The organism is Phyllobacterium chamaecytisi (genome assembly GCF_020164455.1).
Taxonomy (GTDB): Bacteria; Pseudomonadota; Alphaproteobacteria; order Rhizobiales; family Rhizobiaceae; genus Phyllobacterium; species Phyllobacterium chamaecytisi.
Genome location: NZ_JAIQWW010000007.1, coordinates 44,014 through 68,789 on the forward strand (window position 1 = coordinate 44,014; position 24,776 = coordinate 68,789).

The following is a 24,776-nucleotide window of genomic DNA, read 5'->3' on the forward strand; positions in this document are numbered from 1 at the left end:
GCACAATTTTTCTGGCCGTAAGCATGAACTTATCGGAAAAATCATGCAACGGGTGCAGAAGCTGGTCTATAAGACCCGCATGAGCGACGAATCCGATGCAGGACAGCGGAAACCCGACGAGACGAGCGAACGGCCCTTGCGCCGCGGCTGGACTACAGGTGCTTGTGCAACCGCTGCGACCAAGGCGGCATTGATCGCGTTGATCACAGGCGAATTTCCCGATCCCGTAGCGATCATTCTGCCTAAGGGCGAAGTTCCACACTTCCAGCTGGCGATCGAATCGATCGGCGATGGTTATGCAATGGCAGGCATCGTCAAAGATGCCGGCGATGATCCCGATGTCACGCATGGTGCCACGATAATCTCGACGGTGTTTCCCGCACCGCCCGGAAGCGGCATACAGTTTGTCGCAGGCGAAGGCGTTGGCACGGTCACCCTGCCAGGCTTGCCGATTCCTCCCGGAGAAGCGGCAATCAATCCCGTTCCTCGCGAAATGATGAGCCGGATTTGTGAGGAAATCTGTGCGCAGTATGATCTTCCAGCAGATATCGTCATCACAATCTCTGTGCCTGAGGGCGAAGAGTTGGCCAAGAAAACCTGGAACCCGCGCCTCGGCATTGTCGGCGGTATTTCGATACTGGGAACCACTGGCATCGTTCACCCCTTCTCTTGCGCGGCTTGGATACACTCGATCCACCGCGGCATTGATGTATCACGTGCAGCAGGTCTCAAGCATGTTCTCGCCGCAACCGGATCCACCTCCGAGGATGCGGCGCAAGCCATTTATCATCTGCCGGAGATTGCGCTTCTTGACATGGGCGATTTCGCCGGCGGTTTGCTGAAATACCTGCGCGTTCATCCAATCGATCGGCTGACAATCGCCGGCGGCTTTGCAAAGCTGACAAAACTGGCACAGGGCGCGCTCGATCTTCACTCTGGTCGCAGCCAGGTCAGCATGACTTTTCTTGCTGATGAAGCTGAAAAGCTGGGGCTCGATCCAAGTGTGAGGGAGCGGATTCTGAATGCCAACACTGCGCAGGAAGTGCTTGAATTGACACAATCTATGGGAATTGATCTCGCCAGTCTTATTGCCACACGGGCCCGGCAAACAGCTCTTGCCACACTCAAGGGCGCCCCGGTCGAAGTAGAGGTCATCGTTACCGATCGCAAGGGTACAGTTCTCTCCCGTGTCTAATGGTCCAATTCTCATTCTGGGTGGCACTGCCGAGGCATCAAAACTCGCGTCTCGTCTCGCCGCGCAGGGTCACCGCGTGATTTCATCTTTGGCGGGACGTACGCTTAATCCGGCAACACTCAAGGGCGAAGTTCGTATCGGCGGTTTTGGTGGTGCAAGAGGCCTGATTGCGTATATCGTGAAACAGGAAATATCTCTGCTCATCGACGCAACACACCCTTTCGCAACGCAGATCTCCGACAATGCCATCCTTGCAGCAGCTTCAACGAAAACGCCTTTCGTTCGGCTGGAGCGCCCCGCTTGGCACACCAAACCTGGCGATAGCTGGTCGATTGTGGCTTCACTTGAAGACGCGGTTTCTCTCATCCCCGCAAAGGCACGTGTGCTGCTCGCGCTTGGACGACAACACATCGCACCATTTTCCCGTCGCGGCGACGTGCATTTTGTCGTGCGAATGATAGATCCACCTGAAGCGCCGCTTGATCTCGTGGATTTCGAACTGGAATTGTCGAAGCCTGGCAAAGTTGATGACGAGACTGCTTTCCTGACGACGAAACGCCTCACGCATATCGTTTGCCGCAATTCCGGCGGGACCGCGTCCTACACCAAGATCAAAGCGGCGCGCGATCTCGGCATTCCTGTGATCATGATTGATCGTCCCCATCGCCCCAGCACCCATAGTGTGGCCGATATCGAAAGCGTCATTCTATTTGTTGATAAACTTTTTGGCTCAGTCTGAACGCCTACGCAGCGAGTGCGTGTGGCCCTTGTGATAAAGAGCCGAATCCCGAAAAGTATCTGCCGCTAGACCGCGCCCAACAAAAACCATCGCTGAACGAGTCAAGCCTGACATCTTTACCTTGCCGGCAATATCGGCAAGGGTTCCGTGAATAAATTGTTCGTCCGGCCAGCCCACGCGATAGGCAACAATGACAGGACAATCAACGCCATAAAGCGGGGTAAGTTCCGTTTCGATACGAGCCAGATTGCGGATCGAAAGGTGGATAACCAGCGTCGCACCCGATTTCCCAAGAGTTGCCAGATCTTCGCCTTCCGGCATAGAGGATGATTTTATCGAAGTACGCGTCAGGATGATCGTCTGGCATACTTCCGGAACGGTAAGCTCTTTCTTCAGGGCGGCAGCAGCCGCTGCAAATGCCGGGACGCCGGGCGTCACATCATAGTGGATACCCAATGCATCGAGGCGCCGCATCTGCTCTGCCACCGCACCGTATATCGACGGATCGCCGGAATGAACCCGCGCCACATCCTTGCCTTCCGCGTGGGCCTTCTCGAACTCCGCAATGATCTCATCGAGCGTGAGCGACGATGTATCGACCACGCGCGCGTTTTCGGGCACTTCCGCGACCATCTCCACTGGAACCAATGATCCTGCATACAAACAGACTGGACACGATTGAATCAGTTTTAATCCGCGGACAGTAATAAGGTCGGGGGCCCCGGGGCCTGCTCCAATAAAATGGACCGTCATTTTTTATCTCTTTGTTACAGCCAATGCTGCTGTGGCATGAGCCGATTTTGTTTTTCCAACGACCAATACGCCTGTCGGTCCAACACCTGCAAGCGCGGCGGCTTCAGCCACGCCGTGACATCCCATCAGTGCAAAAACGCGATCGGACGGGTTCAGCAAACTCGGTGTCTGTTCTTCCAGAATGGAAGCACTGAAGTAGCCAACGGGGCGGTTGAATTTCCACGCCACATCTACAATTGCTGGCTCGCCACGTCGCAAGTCTATCGAATGTATGCCGCTTAGATTCGATGGCTCAATGGCCGCGTTTTGCAAGACCTTGTTGACGAGGTCGAAGAGCTCGTCGGGCGCACATCCCCGTTCGCACCCCACCCCCAGCGCATAGATTGACGAAATCATACGTGCTTCTTGTGCAATTCTTCCGGTGTCACGCCCAAAAGATCGGCCGTCTTGCGGATCAGATTGGCTTCCTTGGCATCCAATTCATCGTCGGCATTCGCAATCGCCAAAAGATGGCGCAGCAACTGAACCTTACGTTCAAACGACACGTCCGCAAAGGCCAGCGCGGCTTGGGTACTTGTGGTCTCGTAACCGAAGTCCTTGAGGTATTCAGCGACTTCTCCGAACTCCTCAGGCGAAATTCCGAAATCATTCGAAGCGACACGCAGAATCGCGCCATATTCGGCTTTATCAGTCTTTCCATCCGCCAATGCTATGTGCAGCAGCAGCAAAAGTTCTGCTGTCAACACCGGGTCATCGGCAACCTTCTGCACCGCACTTTTCGTACCCAGAAATGTCGCAATCCGATCAAAAATGCTTTCGCTCATTTTACCCCCAAATTGTCTCTACTGATTGATTGCAGTACAGACAGCCGAATTCAAGTAGCGAAAACGCCTCAGGCCAGCATCTACAAAATTAAAATTCGATGCCCTTTTGAGCCTTGATGCCCGATCGGAACGGATGCTTGATCATTTCCATCTCGGTGACAAGATCCGCAAACTCGATGAGCTCATCCTTGGCGTTACGGCCAGTGATGATCACATGTTTCATATGCGGCTTCTGCTTCAGAACTTCGATGATTTCATCGACCGGTAGATAGTCATAACGCAGGGCAATGTTCAGTTCGTCGCAGAGCACCAACTCGGTTTCGTCGTCGAGGATCATCATCTTGGCCTGTTCCCACGCATCGCGCGCCATGGCGATATCGCGGGCACGATCCTGCGTTTCCCACGTAAATCCCTCGCCCATGGCGGAAATCGTCACCTGCTCGGGGAATTTCTCCAGAACCCAACGTTCGCCCGTATCCCATGATCCCTTGACGAACTGGACGACGCCGATCTTCATGCCATGGCCGAGCGCCCGGAACACAACGCCGAAGCCGGCCGTGGATTTGCCTTTTCCTTTACCCGTATTGACGATCACCAGACCTTTTTCGTCGGTCTTTGTTGCCAGAATTTTGTCGCGCACCGCTTTCTTCTTGCGCATCTTGTCGGCGTGCCGCTCATTGATTTCCGCTTCGGTCAAATTCTGCAATTTTTGTGACTTTTCAGCCATTTGGCTTTCCCTTCCGAATCAAATTATCAAGCGGCAAGTTTGCTTAAATCGTAGCGCGCCGAGTTGGAACGCGGCCTCCAGAAGTCGCGCGTGACCGCCTGTTCCAACTTTTCCGCAATATCACGCAAGGCATGCGGGTTCTTCTCGGCCAGAAAATTCCGCACGTCTTCGTCTACCAGAAATGCCTGATAGACGGCTTCAAAATGGTGGTTGCCGACAGCGCCGGTGGTAGCCGCGAAGGCAAAAAGATAATCCACGGTCGCCGCCATCTCGAATGCGCCCTTATAGCCATGGCGCATCACGCCAGTAATCCATTTCGGGTTGGTCACGCGGCCACGAACCGTACGGGCGATTTCTTCTTCAAGCGTGCGGATAACGGGTTTTTCCGGACGTGAATGGTCATTGTGGTAGATGGCAGGGCGCTCGCCCGAGACAAGTTCCACCGCCGCCGACATACCGCCTTCGAACTGGTAGTAATCGTCGGAATCGAGCAGATCGTGCTCGCGGTTGTCCTGATTTTGCACGACGGCGTTGACGTCCCGCAGCCGTTCTTCGAGCAAGCCCCGCTCAGCATTGCCCTCGACGCCCGCACCATAGGCATAGCCGCCCCAGACGAGCCAAGCTTCGGCCAGATCGTCGCGCTTTGTCCAGTCGTTTTCGTCCATGAGTGCTTGCAGGCCAGCACCATAGGCACCCGGCTTGGAGCCGAATACGCGAAAACCGGCGCGTTGTCTGGCCAGCTTTTCTTCTGTGCCTTCTCCAATGAGCCGCGCCTGCTCGCTGCGCATGCGTGCGGCGATAGGATTATCCTCGGCATCTTCATCCAAAGCGCCCACTGCCCGCACTGCCGTGTCGAACAGCGCTATCTGGTCTGGAAATGCATCACGGAAGAACCCCGAAATTCTCAAGGTTACATCGACGCGTGGGCGACCAAGCATGGCGGTCGGGATGATTTCGTAACCGGTAACCCGGCGCGAGGCCATATCCCACACCGGCTTGACACCGATCAGTGCCAGCGCTTGCGCAATATCGTCGCCGCCGGTGCGCATATTCGACGTGCCCCAGGCCGTAAGGCCGAATGAGGTCGGCCATTCGCCATGATCCTGCGTGTAGCGTCGGATCAGAAGCTCGGCGGATTTTTGTCCGAGTTCCCATGCGGCAGGCGTTGGTACGGCGCGGGTATCGACAGAAAAGAAGTTTCGCCCTGTCGGCAAGACATCCGGGCGCCCGCGAGTTGGTGCTCCCGACGGCCCCGGCGCAACGAAACGTCCGTTCAGCGCCGCCAGCAACGCATTCATCTCGGCATCGCCGCAAGCGGTAACAGCAGAACGCAAGTTGGTGCGGATGCCGTCAAGTACGGCAATTGTCGCTACCCAATCCGGAGGGCAGTCCACCTCTCCGGCCACCAATTTGGCGGCCAGCAGCTCGACACGTTCGACGGTATCGCCGGCGATGCGCCAAGGCTCATCCGAAATAGCTTGCAAGATATCGGGGCGAGGCCCGTCCCATGGCTTGGCCATCTCACAATCCAGCGGGTCGAAGCCCTCCAGCCCAAGATCGAGCGCAATCGCCCGCTGCAGGCTCTGATCGGCGCCATGGCTGGCTCCGCGTGGCACGCGCGCCAGCGCAACCACGAGATCGGTCAGCAGACGCCCTTCCGGCGATCGTCCAAAAACATGCAGGCCATCGCGGATTTGCATTTCCTTCAAATCGCAAAGATACGCATCGAGTTTCTGCAGAGCGAGATCGTCCGGGTCATGATCGTGAATGCCGGCATCGCTATCGAGCCCGATATCGCGCACCAGATCGAGGATTTGCGCCTTAAGACGCACAAGACGGCGCGGATCGACGCCGGATGCCTCGTAATATTCGTCCACCAGCGCTTCGAGGTCTTTGAGCGGACCATAGCTCTCGGCGCGGGTGAGCGGCGGCGTCAGATGATCGATGATGACGGCCGAAGAGCGGCGCTTGGCCTGGGTCCCCTCACCCGGATCATTGACGATGAAGGGATAAATATGCGGGATCGGGCCAAGCACTGCTTCCGGGCAGCAGTTTTCCGACAGCGCTAGAGATTTACCCGGCAGCCATTCGAGATTGCCGTGCTTGCCGACATGCACAATGGCGTGTGCGCCATAGACCTCGCGCAGATAGGCGTAGAACGCGAGATAGCCATGCGGCGGCACAAGGTCAGGCGAATGGTAGGTTTCTTTCGGATCGATGTTATAGCCGCGCGCCGGCTGAATGCCGACGAGCGTTTTGCCGAAGCGCGCCAACGGCAGGGCGAACGTCTCGGCATGCTCCATGAAGTACGGATCGGCCTCCGGCTGCCCCCAGCGCGAGGTAACAACGTCTTGAATCGATTGCGGAAGCTTTTCGAAGAAGCTTCTGTATTGATTCAAGGAAATGGTTTCGCGGATTTCCCGTCCATCGAGGGCTGCGTTGGTCGGGCCCGCCATCATATGATTGATCAGCGCGTCGCCGTCGGTTGGTACGCTGGCAACCGGATAGCCCTGCTCGCGCATCGCATGCAGGATATGCCAGGTACCCGCAGGCGTATCCAAACCCACACCATTGCCAAGCCGGCCGTCGCGATTAGGATAGTTGGCCATGATCAGCGCAACACGGCGCGAAGCAGTCTTCGCAGCACGAAGCCGCGCCCAGTTGGCTGCCAGCGCCACAACGAACTCAACGCGATTGGCCAATGGCTCGTGCGTTACGATATTGGCTTGGGTGCTCTCGTCATAGTGCCGTGCGGATTTGAATGACACGGCGCGCGAAAGGACACGTCCGTCGACCTCCGGTAGTGCCACATTCATTGCTAGGTCGCGGGCTGACAATCCCTGATCGGAGCCGCGCCATTGTTCGATGCTTGATCCGGAAAAGATGACCTGCAGCACCACGGCGCCGTCGTGTTCGAGCACGGTAGCTTTGCGTGCGCTGCCCGGCGCGGAAACGGCAAAGCCAGTCGAATTGAGCACGACAGAAGGCGGCGCCTCGGCGAAAATGCTCTCTAGCGTCGCCACAGACACCGGATCTTTCAGGCTGGAAACGAACACCGGTAAAGGGTTGAGCCCCTTGGCTTTCAGCGCATCGATCAAAGCTTCGACCGGCTGTGTCTGCCCGCTCTGCACCAGTGCGCGGTAAAAACAGATGGCAACGACCGATGCATTATCCTGCCATTGTCCACGCAATTCTTCCAGCGATGGCGCGGCGCTGCCCGGCCACCACAACCCGGCTTTCAAAAGCGGCGCTGCTTCCTGCGGCTTATCCTTGCCGTCGATCAGTGATCCACAATAATCGAGGAAACGTAGGGCGTTCTGCGCGCCACCCTCCAGCAGATAGTGCCAGAGCGCATCGCGATCCTGTCGTGAAATCGTGGAAAACCGGTCCAGCCCCGGGTCCGGCTTATCGTCACCTGGCAGCACCGCAAGCTGTACCTTGTGATTGATCGCGCAAGCATGCAACGCTTCCAGCCCGTAAGGCCAATAGCTTTCGCCGCCGATAATCCGCACAACAATAAGCTTTGCGTGACGCGCTGTGCGCTCGACATAAGCATCAACGGACATGGGATGCGCCAGGGCCATCATATTGGCAAGACGTAACGATACGACGTCGTTTTGTCGCCGGGCAGAGCTAAGGCTTGCCAGTTCCGTATCGGCAGCGGAAAGAAACAACACATCTCCCGGCGTCTGGCCAAGGTCTATGGCCTCGGCGCCTTCAGCGATCGTGCCTTTCTGGGCAAGCAGGAGATGCATTCAGTTTCCTATCAGGCCGCGGCAGCGTTCATTGCCGTTGAGATGGCCGCCGTATCGATATCGTGCAAACCAATCACGACGAGCCGCGTCTGACGCTCTTCGCCGGGGTTCCAACTGCGATCGAAGTAATATTCGATACGTGAACCGACGGCCTGAATTACCAGACGCATCGGCTTGCCGGGAACATCGACGAAGCCTTTGAGCCGCAAGACGTCATGATCGGCAATCACTGCTTTGAGCTTTTCGACAAATGATTTCGGCTCCACCACTGGACCAAGTCCGACGACGAAGCTCTCGAACTCATCATGATCGTGCGCTTCGCCTGCCGCATGCTCCATCTCGTGATGCGACTGGCGATTGGCGATGTCTTCCTCGGTGCCGACACCAAGGCCGAGCAGCAATTCATTGCTAAGCTTGCCGTAGCTTGCCGAAACCATATTCAGCGAGCGCGAGGAGCGGCTCTGCACATGGCTGCGAACACTCGTCAGCTCGGCATCGCTGATAAGATCGGACTTGTTGAGGATGATTAGATCGGCAGCACGGATCTGGTCTTCGAACAGCTCTTCCAGCGGACTGTCATGATCAAGCGATTCATCCTGTTCGCGTTGCGCGTCGACCTTGTCATGATCGTCGGCAAAACGTCCCTCCGAAACCGCGGCTGCGTCAATGACAGTCACCACACCATCGACAGTCACTTGTGTCTTGATCTCCGGCCAATTGAACGCGGCAACCAGTGGCTGCGGCAGGGCCAACCCCGAGGTCTCGATGACGATGTGATCGAAGCGATCCGGCCGATCCAAAAGCTTGGTCATGGTCGGAATGAAATCATCGGCAACGGTGCAGCAGATGCAGCCATTGTTCAGTTCGATCATATCCTCGTCGCGGCACGCCTCGATCCCACAACCTTTGAGCAGGTTGCCGTCAACGCCAAGATCGCCAAATTCGTTGATGATCAACGCAATGCGCTTGCCGTTGGCATTTTCAAGGAGGTTGCGGATCATCGTCGTTTTTCCAGAACCGAGAAAGCCGGTGATGACGGTTGCCGGAATCTTTTGACCCTGCATGGTGTTATCCCTTCATTTTGAGCGGCAGTCCTGCTGCCACGAAATAGACCTGAGCCGCAGTAGCAGCCACGGCTTGATGGAGCCGGCCTGCATGGTCGCGAAAGTCGCGCGCCATGCGGTTTTCCGGCACGATGCCGAGGCCGACCTCATTGGAGACGAGCACCACGGCACCTTTGAATGTGGGCAGCACCGCAACAAGCCGCGCTGTCTCTGTTTCGATATCTTTCTCAGACATCATCAGGTTGGTGAGCCACAAGGTCAGACAATCGACAAGAACAGCACGGTTGCCGGTGCACTCTCTTTGCAGCACACCGACCAGATCAAGTGGTTCTTCAATGGTTGTCCAGGAGCCGCCGCGCCGTTGCTTGTGCTGCGCTATTCTCTCTGACATTTCATCGTCCCATGCTCTGCCAGTAGCAAGATAGACCGCATCCATACCAGACGCTTCGATCAACCCCTCTGCAAAAGAGGATTTACCGGAACGCGCGCCGCCCAAAACAAAGGTTGCTCTGCGTTCCAGTTGCATCAGGCATCCAGCTCCGATTGCGCGTAGTGTTGAATGGCCCAACCAAGCGCGGTTCCGAGCACCACCCAGAAGAACAGGTTGGTTGCCAGTGTCGACACGGCAAATTCGGAAGCCAATGTCGGCGGTACGCTTGAGGTCAGATCATCGGCTTCAGGCGCACCATAAACGTGCGGAGCCACGATCAGCGCAATGCCCAGCACCTTTGCCCAGATCTCGTCGCGAAGCACGATGAGATAAACGCCGCCTGCTGTCAGCAGAACTGTAATCAGCCACCATGCCTGCCTCGTGGCAAGGTCGGCGGCCGGCATCGCCGGCAATTCGGGAGCGAGGCTGAATGCAGGCGCAAGATTGAAAATAAAGAAGCCTGCAAGACCCCAATAAATACCATTTTGCAGCGTGATCCTGCGACCCAGAAAAAGCGCGGCAGCCCCTGTGATGAGGGCAAAGCCAGCACCGGCAACGAGATTGATCAGCAGCGTATTGCCAAAGCGGCCGAATGGAAGCGCAGGGCTTGCCTCTTCTTCATGTTCGTGCGGGGCTACGGCAGCGGGTGCAGCCTCAGTCGCCGCCGCTGCAGCGTCATGGCTATGTTCATGACCGCCGGCGTTTTCATATTCCTCGGCATGCAGAATAAGCGGAACATTCCGCACATACATCGCCGGTGTCAAAAGAATACCGGCAAACAGACCGGCTACGATGGTAGCCAGAAGATATTTAACTAACATGGAATTCACTCCCCATCCCTAAAGCGAGACGCCGGGTACCTGAAAAAGGCCCCGGACCAAACAAATTGTAATTTTTCAATGCGTAAGAGCAGATAGCTGAACCGTCTATTCAGCTAGTGAAAGGCTCAATGGCAGGGAAATCCATATGAATGGCGGGTGTCGTGCGCGGTATCATGCAGCGTTTCGGAATGCGAAAGACCGACACCGTAAATGATGAACACGCCGAGCATAAGCGAAAACACCGCCGTGGTCAGACGCGATGCGAGCGGGAGAGAAATCGTAGTCGAAGTACGAGTAGCAGCCATAACAACCTCCGTGCAGGGCCAGAAGGGACAATCCCCTTCGGTTTTGGGCACTATTGCCCTATGACTGGCAGGTCTCCTGGCTCGCGGGTCGTAAGATCAATGCCGCCTTCCCGGTTTCCCAGTGGCTGCCATCAGCTTTCGCTTTTGGCGATGACATTGACCCTCGCCGCTCTACAGTCGCGGGGTCGGCTGCGGTTAGGTCGCCCTGATGGGTACGGCCGTCACATTCCCTTTTGATCCCTTGGCCTTTGGCCGATATCGGGAACCAATCATGCCGTGACGTTATTCACCAAGCGCCACGAATGTCAAACGAAACTGCAACACCAACCGCTGCTGCCGCGTCATCGCTGTGATTTGAGCGCGAGCAGCCGGTCGATATCAAGCACGTCAGACAGTTGGCCGGCTATGGAATCGAGAGCCTGGTCTACCCCGGCATGATAATCGAGCGCGTCCGCAGCAATACCCATGGATTGTAAGAATGCCGCCCTGAAACCGTCGTCTACGAATAGCCCGTGCAAATAGCTGCCAAAAACTTTGCCGTCCCTGGAGGTGGCACCATCGGCTGTGCCATTGATACGCACTGTTGGCCGCTCGCAGTCCGGTCCCGTTGTTCTACCAAGGTGAATCTCGTAGCCCTTCAATGGCAAATCGAACTGCAGCGAATGTGCCTCTACGTTGCGCACCGTCTTTTCCGGTTCCATGACCGTATCGATATCGAGATGACCGAGACCTTCTACTTCCGTGACATTTCCTTCAATTCCATCGGGATCGCGGACAGTGCGACCGAGCATTTGATATCCGCCGCAGATGCCAATGATATGACCGCCGCGCCGCCTGTGCATATCGAGATCCCGGTCCCAGCCATTTTCCTTGAAGCGCAAGAGATCGCCAATCGTGGATTTGGAACCGGGAATGATCACAAGTCCGGCATCCGCAGGCAGCCGTTCGCCACTTCTTACCATGACCACGTCCACCAGCGGCTCTGCCATCAGCGGATCGAGATCATCAAAGTTAGCAATCCGGTCGAGGATAGGGACGACAACTTTGAGTGCACGCCCCTCGCCTTTGACCAATCGTTCCAGCACGACTGAATCCTCGGCGGGTAACCGCGAAGCGTCCTTCAACCATGGCACGACGCCGAATGACGGCCAGCCGGTAAATTGCGTTATGGATTTGAGTCCATCATCGAACAACGAAATATCGCCGCGAAACTTGTTTATGATATACCCAATGATCATGTCACGATCTTGCCGCTCCAGAATGGCATGGGTCCCGACAATCGAGGCGATCACGCCACCCCGGTCAATATCGCCGACGAGCACGACAGGCACTTTGGCACGGGTGGCAAAGCCCATATTGGCGATATCGCCAGCTCGCAGATTGATTTCCGCAGGCGATCCCGCACCCTCGACTATAACCAGATCCGCACCGTCCCGCACGACATCCCACGACGCCATGACCGCATCGAGCAGCTGTGACTTGAATTTCTGATAGTCGCGGCCTTTGGCCTGCCCCCAGACCTTGCCTTGCACGATGATCTGACTGCCGGTTTCCGATTGTGGCTTCAGCAGCACGGGGTTCATATGCACCGATGAAGGCACACCGCAAGCCAGTGCCTGCAGCCATTGCGCCCGGCCGATCTCACCGCCATCGTCGCTGACCGCTGCATTGTTGGACATGTTCTGCGGCTTGAAGGGGCGCACCTTCAAGCCGCGATTGCGCGCTAGCCGGCAAAGTCCGGCCACGAGGACCGATTTCCCGACATCAGAGCCAGTTCCCTGCAACATGATTGCGTGCGTCATGGGCTTTGAGTAGCGGATATGTCTTTCTCTTCCTAGCCCCACCGAAGACGTTGCGCCACTTGGTGCTTGGGATAGAGTGGACGGAACAAGAATACAGGGAGGTTACAATGGACACGCTGGTCGATTCGGCTACCGCTCAGTTCGAGCTGAACGAGGACCAACTGGCAATCCAGGACATGGCTCGTGCGTTTGCCGCTGATCGTGTGGCGCCCAATGCGCTCGCCTGGGATCGCGACAAGCATTTTCCCGCAGATGTGATTCGTGAAACCGGTCCGCTTGGAATGGGCGGTATCTACGTGCGCGAAGATGTGGGCGGTTCAGGGCTGAAGCGGCTCGATGCCGTTTTGATTTTCGAAGCCCTATCGGCGGCTTGCCCTGCATTCTCGGCGTTCATATCCATCCACAATATGGGGACATGGATGATTGATCTCTTTGGCAACGAGGAGCAACGTCTGCGTTTTGTACCGAAATTGACGTCTATGGAGTGGTTGGCCAGCTATTGCCTGACCGAACCCAATTCTGGTTCCGATGCTGCAGCACTGAAGACGCGCGCGGTGCGTGACGGCGATGAGTATGTGCTCAACGGTGCCAAGCAGTTTATCTCAGGCGCTGGCGACTCCGACGTTTACGTGACAATGGTACGGACCGGCGAGGACGGGCCGAAAGGCATTTCAGCGCTTGTAGTTGCGAAAGACGCCCCCGGTCTTTCGTTCGGTGCAAATGAGTTCAAGATGGGGTGGAACGCTCAATCGACAAGGCAGGTCATATTCGACAATTGCCGGGTTCCTGTGTCAAACCGTCTTAGCGAGGAAGGCGACGGCTTCAAGATTGCCATGGGTGGTCTTGATGGCGGACGTCTCAATATTGCGGCCTGCTCTCTCGGCGGTGCGCAGTCGGCGCTGGACAAAGCCGTAACCTACGCCTCCGAGCGTAAGGCCTTTGGCAGGGCGATTAACCAGTTCCAGGCGTTGCAGTTCAAGCTCGCTGATATGGAGACCGATCTTTCTGCGGCACGAATGCTGCTCTACACGGCTGCATCGAAGCTCGACCGGAAGGCCCATGACGCCTCGAAATGGTCAGCCATGGCCAAGCGCTTCGTTACAGATGTGGGCTTCGATGTCGCCAATGACGCGCTGCAGATCCATGGCGGTTACGGTTATCTGCACGACTATGGCATCGAGAAGCTCGTTCGTGATCTGCGCGTTCACCAGATACTGGAAGGCACCAACGAAATTATGCGGGTTATCATCGCACGGCATATGACCAGTCACTGAACAATTTCATCAGGAGAAAACTGCAATGGCGACTGTCGCTTTTATTGGTCTCGGGCACATGGGCAATCCTATGGCGGCCAATCTTGTCAAAGCGGGACAAAAGGTGCTGGGCTTCGATCTACTGCCGGAAAACCTTGAAACAGCCCGAGGTAACGGCGTGGATATTACAGACAGCGCCGAAACAGCGGTCGCTGAAGCCGATGTCGTCATCACGATGCTTCCTGCAGGCAAACACGTATTGACGGTTTATGAAGCTGTTGCAAAAAAAGCGCGAAAAGGCGCACTTTTCATAGATTCGTCCACAATAGACGTCCACTCGGCGCGAAATGCTCACGAGATTGCTCAAGCGAATGGGCTGCTTTCGGTCGATGCACCTGTTTCTGGCGGTATTGGCGGCGCAGCAGCCGGTACGCTGACGTTCATGGTTGGTGGCAGCGCTGAAGCGTTTGCGACAGCTGAACCCATTCTTAAACCCATGGCGGGCCGCATAGTGCATTGCGGTGAAGCCGGCAACGGACAAGCCGCAAAGATCTGCAACAACATGATCCTCGGTATCTCGATGATCGGCGTCAGCGAGGCTTTCACACTGGCGGAAAAACTTGGCCTCTCGCATCAAGCACTATTTGATGTAGCCTCGACTTCGTCCGGGCAATGTTGGTCGCTGACCACATACTGTCCGGTGCCTGGCCCGGTTGCGACTTCTCCAGCCAATAATGGCTATAAGCCGGGGTTTGCTGCAGCACTAATGTTGAAGGACTTGAAGCTGTCGCAGGAAGCCGCCGCGAGCGTGGGAGCAGCGACACCGCTTGGCGCCCATGCCGAAGAGCTCTATGCGACGTTCAATTCAGCTGGCAATGAGGGTTCTGATTTTTCAGGAATTGTAAATTTCTTGCGCGAATCCAAACGCAATAACTGAAAACACAGAGGCAAACGCCCAGAAAACTTCCAAATTTAGATTTGCTTAAGCTCTCGCTAACCTCGCGGTAACGATGTCCGGTTAAAACTTTACAGGTAAGCAGACCAAGACCCTGCTTACCTGCTCCGGATCAGGTACTGCGTACCGGAGTTGCTGCTTCTTCGGACTATATCCAGTATAAAAAGACCGCACTGCCCCACCCGGACAGGGCGGTTTTTTTCAAATGCTCCGGTTCCGAAACGCAAAGAAAAACCGCCGCCTGAAAAGGCAGCGGTCTGCATAGATCAGCTTGTAAATCAGCCCGCCGAACGCGTCCAGATGAACGACACCGCAGAGGCGATACCGCTCTTAAGATTGCCGGACGGCGCGTTACGCTTTTCGGTGGCATTCCACGAAATGTGAACACGATTGTTACGGTTAAAAATGTAGAGCATTCCTGCACCTCGAAGAGAAAACTGTTGTTGCCTTTCAAATGCGCTTCTTGCCTAAAGTTTGATCAGGGAAATTCGCCATGACGTGTCGCATTTTCTGCATTCGCTCAGGCAAATTTGCATGGCTGGCATGCGAAATTGCTTGCCTGCCATACGATTGTACCGTTGGCACCCAAATAATTGCGTGGCGTTAACAGAAGAGCTCGCCGCACAATCACAATCTGGCAAAGCGCGGCGCTTCCAAATGAATTGATAAAGGAAACTGTCTAAGGCGTTGATCTTTCATCTATTGGTTTGTTACGATGCCGGGATGAACATTGTGCATTGGTTCTCATTCATTGTCCCGGCGTCGTTATATCGACAGGCCTTGTCGCGATGCACCGCATTTATTCAAAGAAAGCATTGCATTCTGCCGGGATAAGGATGCCAAATGGCACATAAGCGAACAACTGGGTAGGACAGTACCAAGTTAGAATTCGTATTCGGGTGAACTGTCAAAGAGTGGGAGATAAAGCACATGAAGAAGCTACTCGCTTCAACTATACTCGCCGCTGGTCTTTTCGGCTACGCTGGATCGGCATCGGCTGCAGAATGCGGCTCTGTAACAATCGCCAATATGAACTGGCCGTCGGCCGAAGCTTTGGCCAATCTGGACAAGATTATACTAACAGAAGGTTATGGCTGCGACGCCGAGCTGGTCGCTGGCGACACGGTTCCAACTTTCACGTCGATGTTGGAAAAGGGTCAGCCGGACATCGCGCCCGAGGGCTGGCTCAACACTGTCCGTGATCTCCTTGAGAAGGCCGTCAAGGAAGACAGACTGGTCCTGGCAGCGCCTGCCATTACTGAAGGCGGCACTGAAAGCTGGTGGATCCCTAAATATTTTGCCGATGCGCACCCGGATATCAAGACGATTGCGGACGCGATGAAGCATCCGGAATTGTTCCCCGCACCGGAAGATCCTAAGAAGGGCGCGGTTTATAATTGCCCGTCGGGTTGGGCTTGCCAGATTACGACCACCAACTTCTACAAGGCCTATGGTGGCGACAAAAATGGCTTCACGCTTGTTGATACAGGCTCGGCAGCGGGTCTCGATGGCTCGATCGCCAAGGCATACGAGCGCAAAGAGCCTTGGCTCGGATATTATTGGGGCCCTACCGCAATCCTCGGTAAGTATCCCATGGTCAAGCTCGACAATGGCGTACCATTTGATGAAGCCGAATGGAAACGCTGCACTGTCGTTGCCGATTGCCCCGATCCAAAGCCGAATGGATGGGCAAAGTCAGATATCTATACGGTTGTCACGAAGAAATTTTCCGATTCTGCTGGCCCCGCCTTCGACTATCTGAAAAAGCGGCAGCTTTCGACTGTAGAGTTCAACAAGCTGCTAGCCTGGATGGTCGACAACCAGGCTACGGGTGAAGATGGCGCCAAATATTACCTCAAGAACAATGAGGCGGTTTGGACAAAGTGGGTCTCGCCGGAAGCCGCGGAGAAGATCAAAGCTGCCGTGCAATAATTGTCAGATACGGCGAAGCAAGGCTTCGCCGTATCCCACTCTTGATAGGTTGAACGCCATCACGTTCAACCGCTTCAGCCATTCAGGAGCTAGCGCTTGGGTGGCTATGGAAGGGGCACCGACAAATGGATTGGTTTTACTCATTTCCCAATATGAATGACGACACGCTGCGCAACCTGAAAAAGGCGATGGACGAGGGTTTCAAGGCTTTCACCCGTCAGTACGGCGATGTTATCGAGTCGTTTTTTCAACCCCTGCAGTATTTCCTTATTCAGGCAGAACGTTTTATGACGACGACACCATGGCCGGTCATGATCGTTCTCATTGGCGGCATTGCCTGGATTGCTAGCCGCAATTGGAAGATCGTAGGCGGCACTATCCTGACCCTTCTCCTGATCGGCTATTTCGATATGTGGAGCGATGCAATGAAGACCATTGCCATGATCTTCGTCGGGACGGTCGTTTCGATCGTCGTCGGTATCCCGATTGGCATTGTGATGGCGCGTTCTGACGGTTTCCAGCGAATGGTCAATCCCATTCTTGACGTAATGCAGACAATGCCGAGCTTCGTCTATTTGATTCCAGTCGTAATGTTGCTTGGCATCGGCAAGGTCCCAGGCCTTATCGCCGTTGTGATCTACGCTATTCCGCCGATGATTCGCCTGACCAATCTTGGTATCAGGCTCGTTGACAAGGACGTCCTGGAGGCAGCTGACGCATTCGGTTCGTCGAGTTGGCAGCGATTGAGAAACGTCCAGATCCCCCTTGCTCTTCCGACAATTATGGCTGGTATCAACCAGACAATCATGATGGCGCTAGCCATGGTGGTTATCGCGTCGATGATCGGTGTCCAGGGTCTTGGACAGCCCGTGCTACGTTCGGTGAACGGCCAGTTCTTCTCGCTTGGACTTTTCAACGGCCTTGCCATCGTTGGTATAGCCATCATTTTTGACCGCGTTAGTCAGGCCTATGGCAAGCGTCTTCAGAAGCACCAGGAGGTTGTCCATGGCTGATCGTTCGGTTCAGGGAGCAGGCATCAAGATCAAGAATCTCTACAAGATTTTCGGCCAGAGACCGCAGGCCTATGTCGAGGCGGTGAAGAAAGGCATGTCAAAGACCGAACTCAATGAAGACCATGGACATGTTCTTGGCTTGCGAGACATCAACATCGATATGCCGGCCGGTTGCATACAAGTGGTCATGGGGCTTTCCGGTTCAGGAAAGTCCACATTGATCCGCCACATCAATCGTCTGATCGATCCAACGGCCGGTGAAGTGATCATCGATGGCGCCGATGTCTGCAAGATGAATCAGAACGATCTGCGTCAGTTCCGGCGCCACAAGACGGCGATGGTTTTCCAGAAGTTTGCTTTGCTGCCCCATCGCACAGTGCTGGATAACACCGTCTATGGCCTTGAGATACAGGGCCTGTCGCGGGAAAAGCAGGAGGAACAGGCCAGGCGCTGGATTGGCCGGGTGGGACTCAAAGGGTTTGAGGATCATTATCCCAACCAGCTATCAGGTGGCATGCAGCAGCGTGTCGGTCTAGCTCGCGCGCTGACCAATGATGCTCCTATCCTCCTGATGGATGAAGCATTTTCGGCGCTCGACCCGCTTATTCGCATGGACATGCAATCGGTTCTTCTCGATCTGCAGAAGGAAATCAAGAAAACGGTCGTCTTCATCACCCACGATCTCGATGAGGCTTTGCGGCTGGGCGATCGCATCGCGATCCTTCGTGACGGCGAAGTCGTTCAACAGGGAACCGGCCAGGACATCGTTTTGCAGCCTGCGGACGAATATATTTCGAGCTTCGTGAAAGAGGTTAACCGCGGCCGCGTCATCATGGTCGACACGATTGCCACTCAATCTGGTGCGCCATCGACCACAGGTGGCGTGACTGTCAAAACCGGCACGATCCTTGAAGAAGCTGCCAAGACAATGACCGACGCCAACCAGCAATACGCTACGGTTATTGATGACAATGGCAAACCGACTGGCGTCATCAGCATGAACAGTTTGATTCAAGCGATGGTCACGCCGATTAGCCATCTGACATCGAAAGCTGCGGCGGAATAACCAACGCACCAGGTGTCGCTTCCCTTGCGCTCGGCGTCGCTCACGCCGCGCACCCTGCGCCCTGCTCTGGCGATAGTGCACCATCGCCTGTGACAGGTGCGAATGAGGGCATGAGCAATGAGTGAACCTGCAGTTGAGACCGACGCAAACGCATCAGCCCGGGACCATGGCAGACGTGGCGGGCGGGCGCGGCCACGCAGCGTTGAAAGCGGTGCTTTCGATCAGCCACCGTTTCGGCAGCTCAAAATCCCGTTTGCACCGACAAAGATCGTTTCTGACGATGAACTTGAATCGATCCACGATGCATCGCTTAGAGTGCTGCAGGAGATTGGGGTGGACGTGCTGCACGACGGTGCACGCGAAATCATGAAAGGGGCCGGAGCCGACGTTACTCCTGGCACAATGCGCGTTCATTTCGACAAAGAAATGATCCTTGAGTATGTCAGCCACGCGCCATCCGAGTTCACGCTGCATGCTCGCAACCCCGCACATAATGTGCGTTTTGGCGGCAACAATCTGATCTTTGCCCAAATGGGATCGGCACCCAATTGCTCCGACACCGACAATGGCAGGCGTTCGGGCAATCAGGCGGATTTCCGCAATTTCCTGAAACTGGCCCAGATGCACAATATCATCAATGCGACTGGGGGATATCCTGTAGAACCCATTGATATCCATCCTTCAGTGCGCCATCTCGAATGCATCCGTGATCTTGCGACTCTCACCGACAAGCCGTTTCACATTTATTCTCTCGGCAAGGAACGCAATCAGGACGGAATTGAAATCGCCCGTCTAGCCCGCGGTGTCAGCCACGAGCAGTTACAGAACGAGGCGTCTTGCTACACGATCATCAACACCAATTCGCCTTTGAAGCTCGATATCCCTATGATGGAGGGCATTATTCAGATGTCCGGCAATGGTCAGATCGTCATTGTCACGCCCTTCACTCTTGCGGGCGCCATGGCGCCCGTCACGATCGCGGGTGCGCTGGTTCAGCAGAATGCCGAAGCATTGGCCGGTATCTCCTTCACGCAGATGGTCAAGAAGGGCGCGCCCGTCGGTTATGGCGGATTTACCTCCAATGTCGACATGAAATCGGGTGCTCCCGCCTTTGGCACTCCCGAATACATGAAGGCCCAGATGGTTGGCGGTCAGTTGGCTCGCCGTTATGGCATCCCCTACCGTACATCCAATGTTTGCGCGGCCAATACGGTTGATGCACAGGCAGCTTACGAATCCGTGTTCTCGCTATGGGGCGCGATCCAGGGCGGTGGCAATTTCATGCTGCATTCCGCGGGCTGGCTGGAAGGCGGACTATGTTGTTCCTATGAAAAGATGATCCTCGATTTCGATCTCCTGCAGATGGTCGCGGAATTCCTGACACCGCTAGATCTGTCGGAGGATGCGTTGGGTCTCGATGCCATGCGCGATGTCGGTCCGGGCGGCCATTTCTTTGGCACTGCCCACACCCAATCCCGCTACAAGACCGCTTTTTATGCACCGATTATTTCAGACTGGCGCAACTACGAGAGCTGGCAAGAAGCCGGTTCACCAACGGCGATCGAGCGGGCCAACCGAGTCTGGAAAGAGCGACTGGCAACTTACGTGAGACCAGCGATCGACCCAGTAATCGAAGAGGAAATCAATGCCTTCGTTGCAAGGCGCAAGGCCGAAGGCGGCGCGCCCACTGATTTCTGATCCGTTGAATCAGACTCTCGACACGTTGAATCAAATTTCCAATTACGAGGCATAAGAATATGAAATCGCACGTTAAAGCAGTTGTCATAGGAGGCGGTGTTGTTGGATGCTCTGTCCTCTATCACCTTGCGCGTGCTGGATGGACCGACGTCCTGCTGATAGAACGCTCTGAACTGACATCCGGCTCATCCTGGCACGCAGCCGGCGGCTTTCATACCCTCAACGGCGATCCGAACGTGGCCAAACTGCAGGCCTATACGGTCAGCCTTTACAAAGAGATCGAGGAACTTTCGGAACAGTCATGCGGCCTGCATCTGACCGGCGGCGTCATGATGGCCGACTCGCCGGAGCGTATGGATTTTTTGCGCCTCGCTCACGCGCGCGGCCGTTACCTTGGCATGGATACGGAATTGATCACGCCATCGGAAGCCAAGGCGATGTTCCCGCTGATGGACGAGACCAACTTCGTCGGCGCCATGTGGGACCCGGTCGAAGGTCACCTCGACCCATCCGGCACGACCCACGCCTATGCCAAAGCTGCGCGCAAGCTTGGCGCGGAAATAAGCTTGCGAAACCGCGTCGTTGAACTGACACAGGAAACGGATGGGACCTGGAACGTCATCACCGAGCAAGGCACTGTGAAAGCCGAGCATGTCGTCAATTGCGGCGGACTGTGGGCCCGTGAAGTTGGCCGCATGGTTGGCCTGGAACTGCCCGTCCTCGCCATGGAGCACATGTATCTCCTCACCGAGGACGTCCCGGAGGTCATGGAGTTCAACAAATCCACAGGACGCGAACTCATCGGCGTCATGGATTTCAAGGGCGAGATCTATACCCGTCAGGAGCGCAACGGAATCCTGCTCGGCACCTATGAAAAGGCGGCAAAGCCATGGTCGCCCGTGAACACGCCATGGGACTTCGGCCACGAACTGCTGGCGCCAGATATTGATCGCATTGCTCCCTCACTCGAAGTGGGTTTCAAGCATTTTCCGGGTATCGAAAAGGCCGGCATCAAGCAGATCATCAATGGCCCCTTTACGTTCGCGCCGGACGGCAACCCGCTTGTGGGACCGGTCCCTGGTCTCACCAACTACTGGACGGCCTGTGCCGTCATGGCTGGTTTCAGCCAAGGCGGGGGCGTTGGCCTCGCCCTTTCCAACTGGATGGTGCATGGCGAGCCTGGCTTCGACGTCTGGGGCATGGACGTCGCCCGCTTCGGCGAATGGGCAACCTTGCGCTACACCAATGCCAAGGTTCGCGAAAACTATTCGCGCCGCTTTTCCATCCGCTTCCCCAACGAAGAACTGGCCGCTGCGCGTCCTCAGCAGACGACGCCGCTCTACGACACAATGGTCGCACAGAATGCCGTCATGGGTGATTCCTGGGGCCTCGAAACTCCGCTGTGGTTCGCGCCTAAAGGCACGGAAGCCCGCGATATCGTCTCCTATCATCGCTCGAACGACTTCGAGCATGTAGGCAACGAAGTGCGAGCAACACGGACAAATGTCGGCGTCACCGAGATCGCCAATTTCGCCAAGTATGAAGTGACGGGCGCAGGTGCCGAGGCTTTTCTGTCGCATCTGATGACCAACACCATGCCGAAGACTGGACGTCTGGTCCTCACTCCCATGCTGAACGAAGAAGGCAAACTCATCGGGGACTTCACCATCGCCAAGGCAGCGGATGACCGATTCCTGATTTGGGGATCGTCCGCCGCGCAACGCTATCACATGCGCTGGTTCCAGAAGCAGCAGCCGGGGGACGGTTCGGTTCGCATCCATCGTTTCGATCAGACGCTGGTGGGTCTGGCGATTGCCGGTCCCAGAGCACGCGATCTCCTTGCAAAACTCGTCGACGAGGACGTTTCAAACGCGGCTTTCCGCTTCATGGATTTCCGCGAGATGGCTGTCGGTGGAGCACCGTGCAAGGTCAATCGCATCTCCTACACTGGCGACCTCGGCTATGAGATCTGGATGGAGCCCGCTTACCAGCGCCTTGTGTACAAGGCGATCAAGGAGGCGGGCGCCGAATACAACATTGTGGATTTTGGCATGCGCGCATTGCTCGCCATGCGACTGGAGAAAAATTTCCCCACATGGTTCCGCGAATTGCGTCCAATCTACGGTCCGTATGAAGGTTCGATGGATCGCTTCATCAAGCTCTCCAAGAACGATTTCATCGGCCGCGAAATGGCCGCCAGGGAAAAGGCGGAGCTTGATGCCGGAACCAGCACGAAGCTGCGCCGCGTCTCCTTCCTGATTGACGTGCCGCATGGCGAGGATGCGGCCGATGTGATGGGCGACGAGCCGATCTGGGCCAAAACTTCAAAGGATTACGGGACGGTTCAGGCAGGTCATGGTGTCGGCGCTCCGCGCTTTGACGCAACAGGGGCGGTGGTTTCCGATGAGGGCGACAAGGGAGCTGTGCAAGGCGAATGGCGCGTCGTAGGCTGGGTCACGTCCGGCGGCTATGCTCATTATGTCGGCCAGTCAATGGCTCAAGGCTACGTGCCGGCAGAACTCGCCAAAAGTGAAGAGCAAGGCTTGTTTGAAGTGGAAATCCTCGGCGTTCGCCGGGCCGCCCGGATCAATCTGGAGCCGCCGTTCGATCCGTCAGGCGAAAAGATGCGCGGGTAGTTCAAAGGCTGAAATATAGGGCAGGCCTTTGCGCTTGCCCGTCCAGCCGACGACGACCAACGCGCTGGCTGCTTCATCATAGCGCTGCGCCAGTTCCCAGGATTTGCAATCGATGGAAGCGATGTCTGCCCGGCCAGCCGCAACAGCGTCAACGGAATGGCGATGCCCGCCGGTCTCCGTATGGCTGATAAACAGATCCAGCGTCTCTCCCTGAGCTTCAAGGTCCCGCTGAAGAGCGAGGTACCCAGACATGGAGTCATGACTATTGAACGCGAGCCGTTTCCGCCGCATTACTTCCACAGGCAGGCTGGCCTCTCCGCCGACTGGCGCCTTGACAGGCGTCCCCTCGCCTCGCCGCATAACCAGTGCGCTTGAGTAAAGTTCGCCATTTCCACCATCAACGCCAGAATAGTCATCTTGCCCGACAACATGGACATATGCTTGAAGACCCAGTTCCAGCGGGCCCCAGCAGGCTTGGGCAAAGAGTAAACCTGGATGACACCACAGCGCCTGCCGATCTAAATCGTCGGGTGGAAGTAGGGCTGGATCCGGCGCGATGAAATTGCCAGCCTTATCCTTGATGCCGCCAGGAACCGCCGGCAGATCAGCATTGCGGCGCACCAGAAAATCCGGCGCATTAAAACCGTTCGATCGCAATGCGTTACGCAACACAGCCCACTGCGCATCAACTTCAGCGCGCCGTTCCGGCCAGTCATACATCGGCAAAGCCGCCACAAGAGTCATGTAGCTTGTTTACTCTTTCGGCGGCTCGGCGGGAATAGGCATTGTTGAGCCACCCTGCAGACTGATGCCATGGCGGCGTGGCCGGAAGGCCCGTCCTGGAGCTGGCTCACGACGAAGAACGGGGTGAACAACTTCCTGTTTCTTGCGGAATGCATATGCACGCAAAATCTCGAAATAATTGCGGAAGACATAACCACCATTCATGCGCTGCCATTCCTCCCGCTGTTCGCGATAGAGCTCCGGCAGATCATACCAAGGCGCAGTTGGCCGCTTGTGGTGCACAAAATGCAGGTTGTTATTAAGGAATATGAGAGCGAGAGGCGATTTCTCTACGATAATCGTGCGCCCATCCGGACGCTCCGACCATTGGTGTTCGCAGTAGCTGCGGATCGAGATGATTGACAGACCCCAATAAACAGCTGTCAGCGCATAAATCCAAAGCGGAATGCCGAAGACCAGCCATACCAGGCCGAGCATTGGAACAAGTCCGGCGCCATGCAAAAGCCAGGCGGTGCGCGTCTTCCTGTCGCCTCCAGCAACCAGTTTCACCTCAGCGATGACAAAGCCAATCGCCATCAGAATCGGGCCAATAATAATCCGGCCACTCAGCGTGTTGTTCCAGTTTAGGAGTGATTTGACAAATGCAGGCAGTTTTTCCCAGTCGCCCATGGCGCGAAAATAACTCTCAGGATCGTCATAAGGGTCTGTCAGCCGCTCATCCGCATGGTGCTTGAGATGAAGATGCTTGTACCGTCGGTAAGGAAAAACGAGACCAATCGGCAACGAAATCAGGATTTCGTTGACAAGACCACTGCGCGTTGGGTGGCCGTGCAGAACTTCATGCTGCAGGGACGAATGCAATGCGACAGAAATGGCCATCGCTGCCAAAGCAACCAATGGCATGGTGTCGTAGACGTAAAAACCGGAGAAAAACCAAAGCCCGTAGCAGGCTGTCATCAAGCCAATCGTTGGCCATTCAATGCCGGTGCGCTTGCGCGAATTCTGGGATTGTGAAGAGGGTATTTTGTTATGTCGTTCTGATTCCATGTTTTTCATGGTCTCAT

The 24,776-nt window shown here is 55.8% G+C and carries 21 protein-coding genes, 1 pseudogene and 1 riboswitch; of the genes and pseudogenes, 9 read left to right on the forward strand and 13 right to left on the reverse strand.

The window, feature by feature from the left end; translation table 11 throughout:
• The first annotated feature begins 79 nt into the window (after positions 1-79).
• Both LB462_RS12550 and LB462_RS12555 read left to right on the forward strand, forming a co-directional pair.
• Positions 80-1,195 carry a cobalt-precorrin-5B (C(1))-methyltransferase gene (locus LB462_RS12550; RefSeq protein ID WP_224508736.1) on the forward strand — a complete coding sequence of 372 codons (1,116 nt, stop codon included), beginning with the start codon at positions 80-82 and terminating at the stop codon, positions 1,193-1,195.
• The gene (locus LB462_RS12555; RefSeq protein ID WP_112528644.1) at positions 1,188-1,934 is read left to right on the forward strand and encodes a cobalt-precorrin-6A reductase; all 747 of its coding nucleotides are present in this window, start codon (positions 1,188-1,190) and stop codon (positions 1,932-1,934) included. Before LB462_RS12550 ends, LB462_RS12555 begins: the two co-directional genes overlap by 8 nt.
• Here the strand turns inward: LB462_RS12555 and cobM are convergent.
• From cobM to LB462_RS12605, 10 genes are all read right to left on the reverse strand, one after another.
• The gene (gene cobM / locus LB462_RS12560) at positions 1,926-2,687 is read right to left on the reverse strand and encodes a precorrin-4 C(11)-methyltransferase (protein WP_224508345.1); all 762 of its coding nucleotides are present in this window, start codon (positions 2,685-2,687) and stop codon (positions 1,926-1,928) included. The two genes, LB462_RS12555 and cobM, sit on opposite strands and share 9 nt — an antisense overlap.
• Before the next feature lie 3 nt (positions 2,688-2,690).
• On the reverse strand, positions 2,691-3,083 hold the full coding sequence (locus LB462_RS12565; protein WP_224508347.1) for a cobalamin biosynthesis protein: 393 nt from the start codon (positions 3,081-3,083) through the stop codon (positions 2,691-2,693).
• Entirely contained in the window at positions 3,080-3,511 is a 432-nt protein-coding gene (locus LB462_RS12570) for a tellurite resistance TerB family protein (RefSeq protein WP_112528650.1), read from the reverse strand. The genes LB462_RS12565 and LB462_RS12570 overlap by 4 nt, the downstream gene beginning before the upstream one ends.
• Before the next feature lie 88 nt (positions 3,512-3,599).
• Entirely contained in the window at positions 3,600-4,238 is a 639-nt protein-coding gene (gene cobO / locus LB462_RS12575) for a cob(I)yrinic acid a,c-diamide adenosyltransferase (RefSeq protein WP_114428738.1), read from the reverse strand.
• A 26-nt stretch (positions 4,239-4,264) separates the two neighbouring features.
• On the reverse strand, positions 4,265-7,993 hold the full coding sequence (gene cobN / locus LB462_RS12580) for a cobaltochelatase subunit CobN (protein ID WP_224508349.1): 3,729 nt from the start codon (positions 7,991-7,993) through the stop codon (positions 4,265-4,267).
• A gap of 11 nt (positions 7,994-8,004) precedes the next feature.
• Positions 8,005-9,057 (reverse strand): cobalamin biosynthesis protein CobW, encoded by a 1,053-nt coding sequence (gene cobW / locus LB462_RS12585; protein ID WP_224508352.1) that lies wholly within the window; start codon positions 9,055-9,057, stop codon positions 8,005-8,007.
• A 4-nt stretch (positions 9,058-9,061) separates the two neighbouring features.
• Positions 9,062-9,583 (reverse strand): bifunctional adenosylcobinamide kinase/adenosylcobinamide-phosphate guanylyltransferase, encoded by a 522-nt coding sequence (gene cobU, locus LB462_RS12590; protein ID WP_224508354.1) that lies wholly within the window; start codon positions 9,581-9,583, stop codon positions 9,062-9,064.
• Positions 9,583-10,308: a CbtA family protein gene (locus LB462_RS12595; protein WP_112528660.1), complete on the reverse strand. Its 726-nt coding sequence runs from the start codon at positions 10,306-10,308 to the stop codon at positions 9,583-9,585. Before LB462_RS12595 ends, cobU begins: the two co-directional genes overlap by 1 nt.
• A gap of 125 nt (positions 10,309-10,433) precedes the next feature.
• Positions 10,434-10,613 (reverse strand): CbtB domain-containing protein, encoded by a 180-nt coding sequence (locus tag LB462_RS12600; protein ID WP_112528662.1) that lies wholly within the window; start codon positions 10,611-10,613, stop codon positions 10,434-10,436.
• A gap of 49 nt (positions 10,614-10,662) precedes the next feature.
• Positions 10,663-10,898, reverse strand: a riboswitch (cobalamin riboswitch).
• Positions 10,899-10,954: 56 nt separating this feature from the next.
• Positions 10,955-12,415: a cobyric acid synthase gene (locus tag LB462_RS12605; protein WP_224508356.1), complete on the reverse strand. Its 1,461-nt coding sequence runs from the start codon at positions 12,413-12,415 to the stop codon at positions 10,955-10,957.
• Positions 12,416-12,522: 107 nt separating this feature from the next.
• On the opposite strand from LB462_RS12605, the gene LB462_RS12610 reads away from it, so the two are divergent.
• On the forward strand, positions 12,523-13,689 hold the full coding sequence (locus LB462_RS12610; RefSeq protein ID WP_224508358.1) for an isobutyryl-CoA dehydrogenase: 1,167 nt from the start codon (positions 12,523-12,525) through the stop codon (positions 13,687-13,689).
• Between the two features lie 13 nt (positions 13,690-13,702).
• Positions 13,703-14,605, forward strand: a pseudogene (gene mmsB / locus LB462_RS12615) (3-hydroxyisobutyrate dehydrogenase); the annotation flags it as partial.
• A gap of 296 nt (positions 14,606-14,901) precedes the next feature.
• Here the strand turns inward: mmsB and LB462_RS12620 are convergent.
• The gene (locus LB462_RS12620; RefSeq protein WP_224508362.1) at positions 14,902-15,039 is read right to left on the reverse strand and encodes a hypothetical protein; all 138 of its coding nucleotides are present in this window, start codon (positions 15,037-15,039) and stop codon (positions 14,902-14,904) included.
• Between the two features lie 514 nt (positions 15,040-15,553).
• On the opposite strand from LB462_RS12620, the gene LB462_RS12625 reads away from it, so the two are divergent.
• From LB462_RS12625 to LB462_RS12645, 5 genes are all read left to right on the forward strand, one after another.
• On the forward strand, positions 15,554-16,555 hold the full coding sequence (locus LB462_RS12625; RefSeq protein WP_224508364.1) for an ABC transporter substrate-binding protein: 1,002 nt from the start codon (positions 15,554-15,556) through the stop codon (positions 16,553-16,555).
• A 125-nt stretch (positions 16,556-16,680) separates the two neighbouring features.
• Positions 16,681-17,568 (forward strand): ABC transporter permease, encoded by an 888-nt coding sequence (locus LB462_RS12630; protein WP_106710122.1) that lies wholly within the window; start codon positions 16,681-16,683, stop codon positions 17,566-17,568.
• On the forward strand, positions 17,561-18,634 hold the full coding sequence (locus tag LB462_RS12635; protein WP_224508366.1) for a quaternary amine ABC transporter ATP-binding protein: 1,074 nt from the start codon (positions 17,561-17,563) through the stop codon (positions 18,632-18,634). Before LB462_RS12630 ends, LB462_RS12635 begins: the two co-directional genes overlap by 8 nt.
• A gap of 117 nt (positions 18,635-18,751) precedes the next feature.
• Positions 18,752-20,332 (forward strand): trimethylamine methyltransferase family protein, encoded by a 1,581-nt coding sequence (locus tag LB462_RS12640; protein ID WP_224508367.1) that lies wholly within the window; start codon positions 18,752-18,754, stop codon positions 20,330-20,332.
• A gap of 59 nt (positions 20,333-20,391) precedes the next feature.
• Positions 20,392-22,968 carry a GcvT family protein gene (locus LB462_RS12645; RefSeq protein WP_224508369.1) on the forward strand — a complete coding sequence of 859 codons (2,577 nt, stop codon included), beginning with the start codon at positions 20,392-20,394 and terminating at the stop codon, positions 22,966-22,968.
• Here the strand turns inward: LB462_RS12645 and LB462_RS12650 are convergent.
• Both LB462_RS12650 and LB462_RS12655 read right to left on the reverse strand, forming a co-directional pair.
• Positions 22,945-23,712, reverse strand: a complete 768-nt coding sequence (locus LB462_RS12650) for a PhnD/SsuA/transferrin family substrate-binding protein (RefSeq protein ID WP_224508371.1) — start codon at positions 23,710-23,712, stop codon at positions 22,945-22,947. The two genes, LB462_RS12645 and LB462_RS12650, sit on opposite strands and share 24 nt — an antisense overlap.
• A 9-nt stretch (positions 23,713-23,721) precedes the next feature.
• Positions 23,722-24,669 carry a fatty acid desaturase gene (locus tag LB462_RS12655; protein ID WP_370637127.1) on the reverse strand — a complete coding sequence of 316 codons (948 nt, stop codon included), beginning with the start codon at positions 24,667-24,669 and terminating at the stop codon, positions 23,722-23,724.
• Between the last annotated feature and the right edge of the window lie 107 nt (positions 24,670-24,776).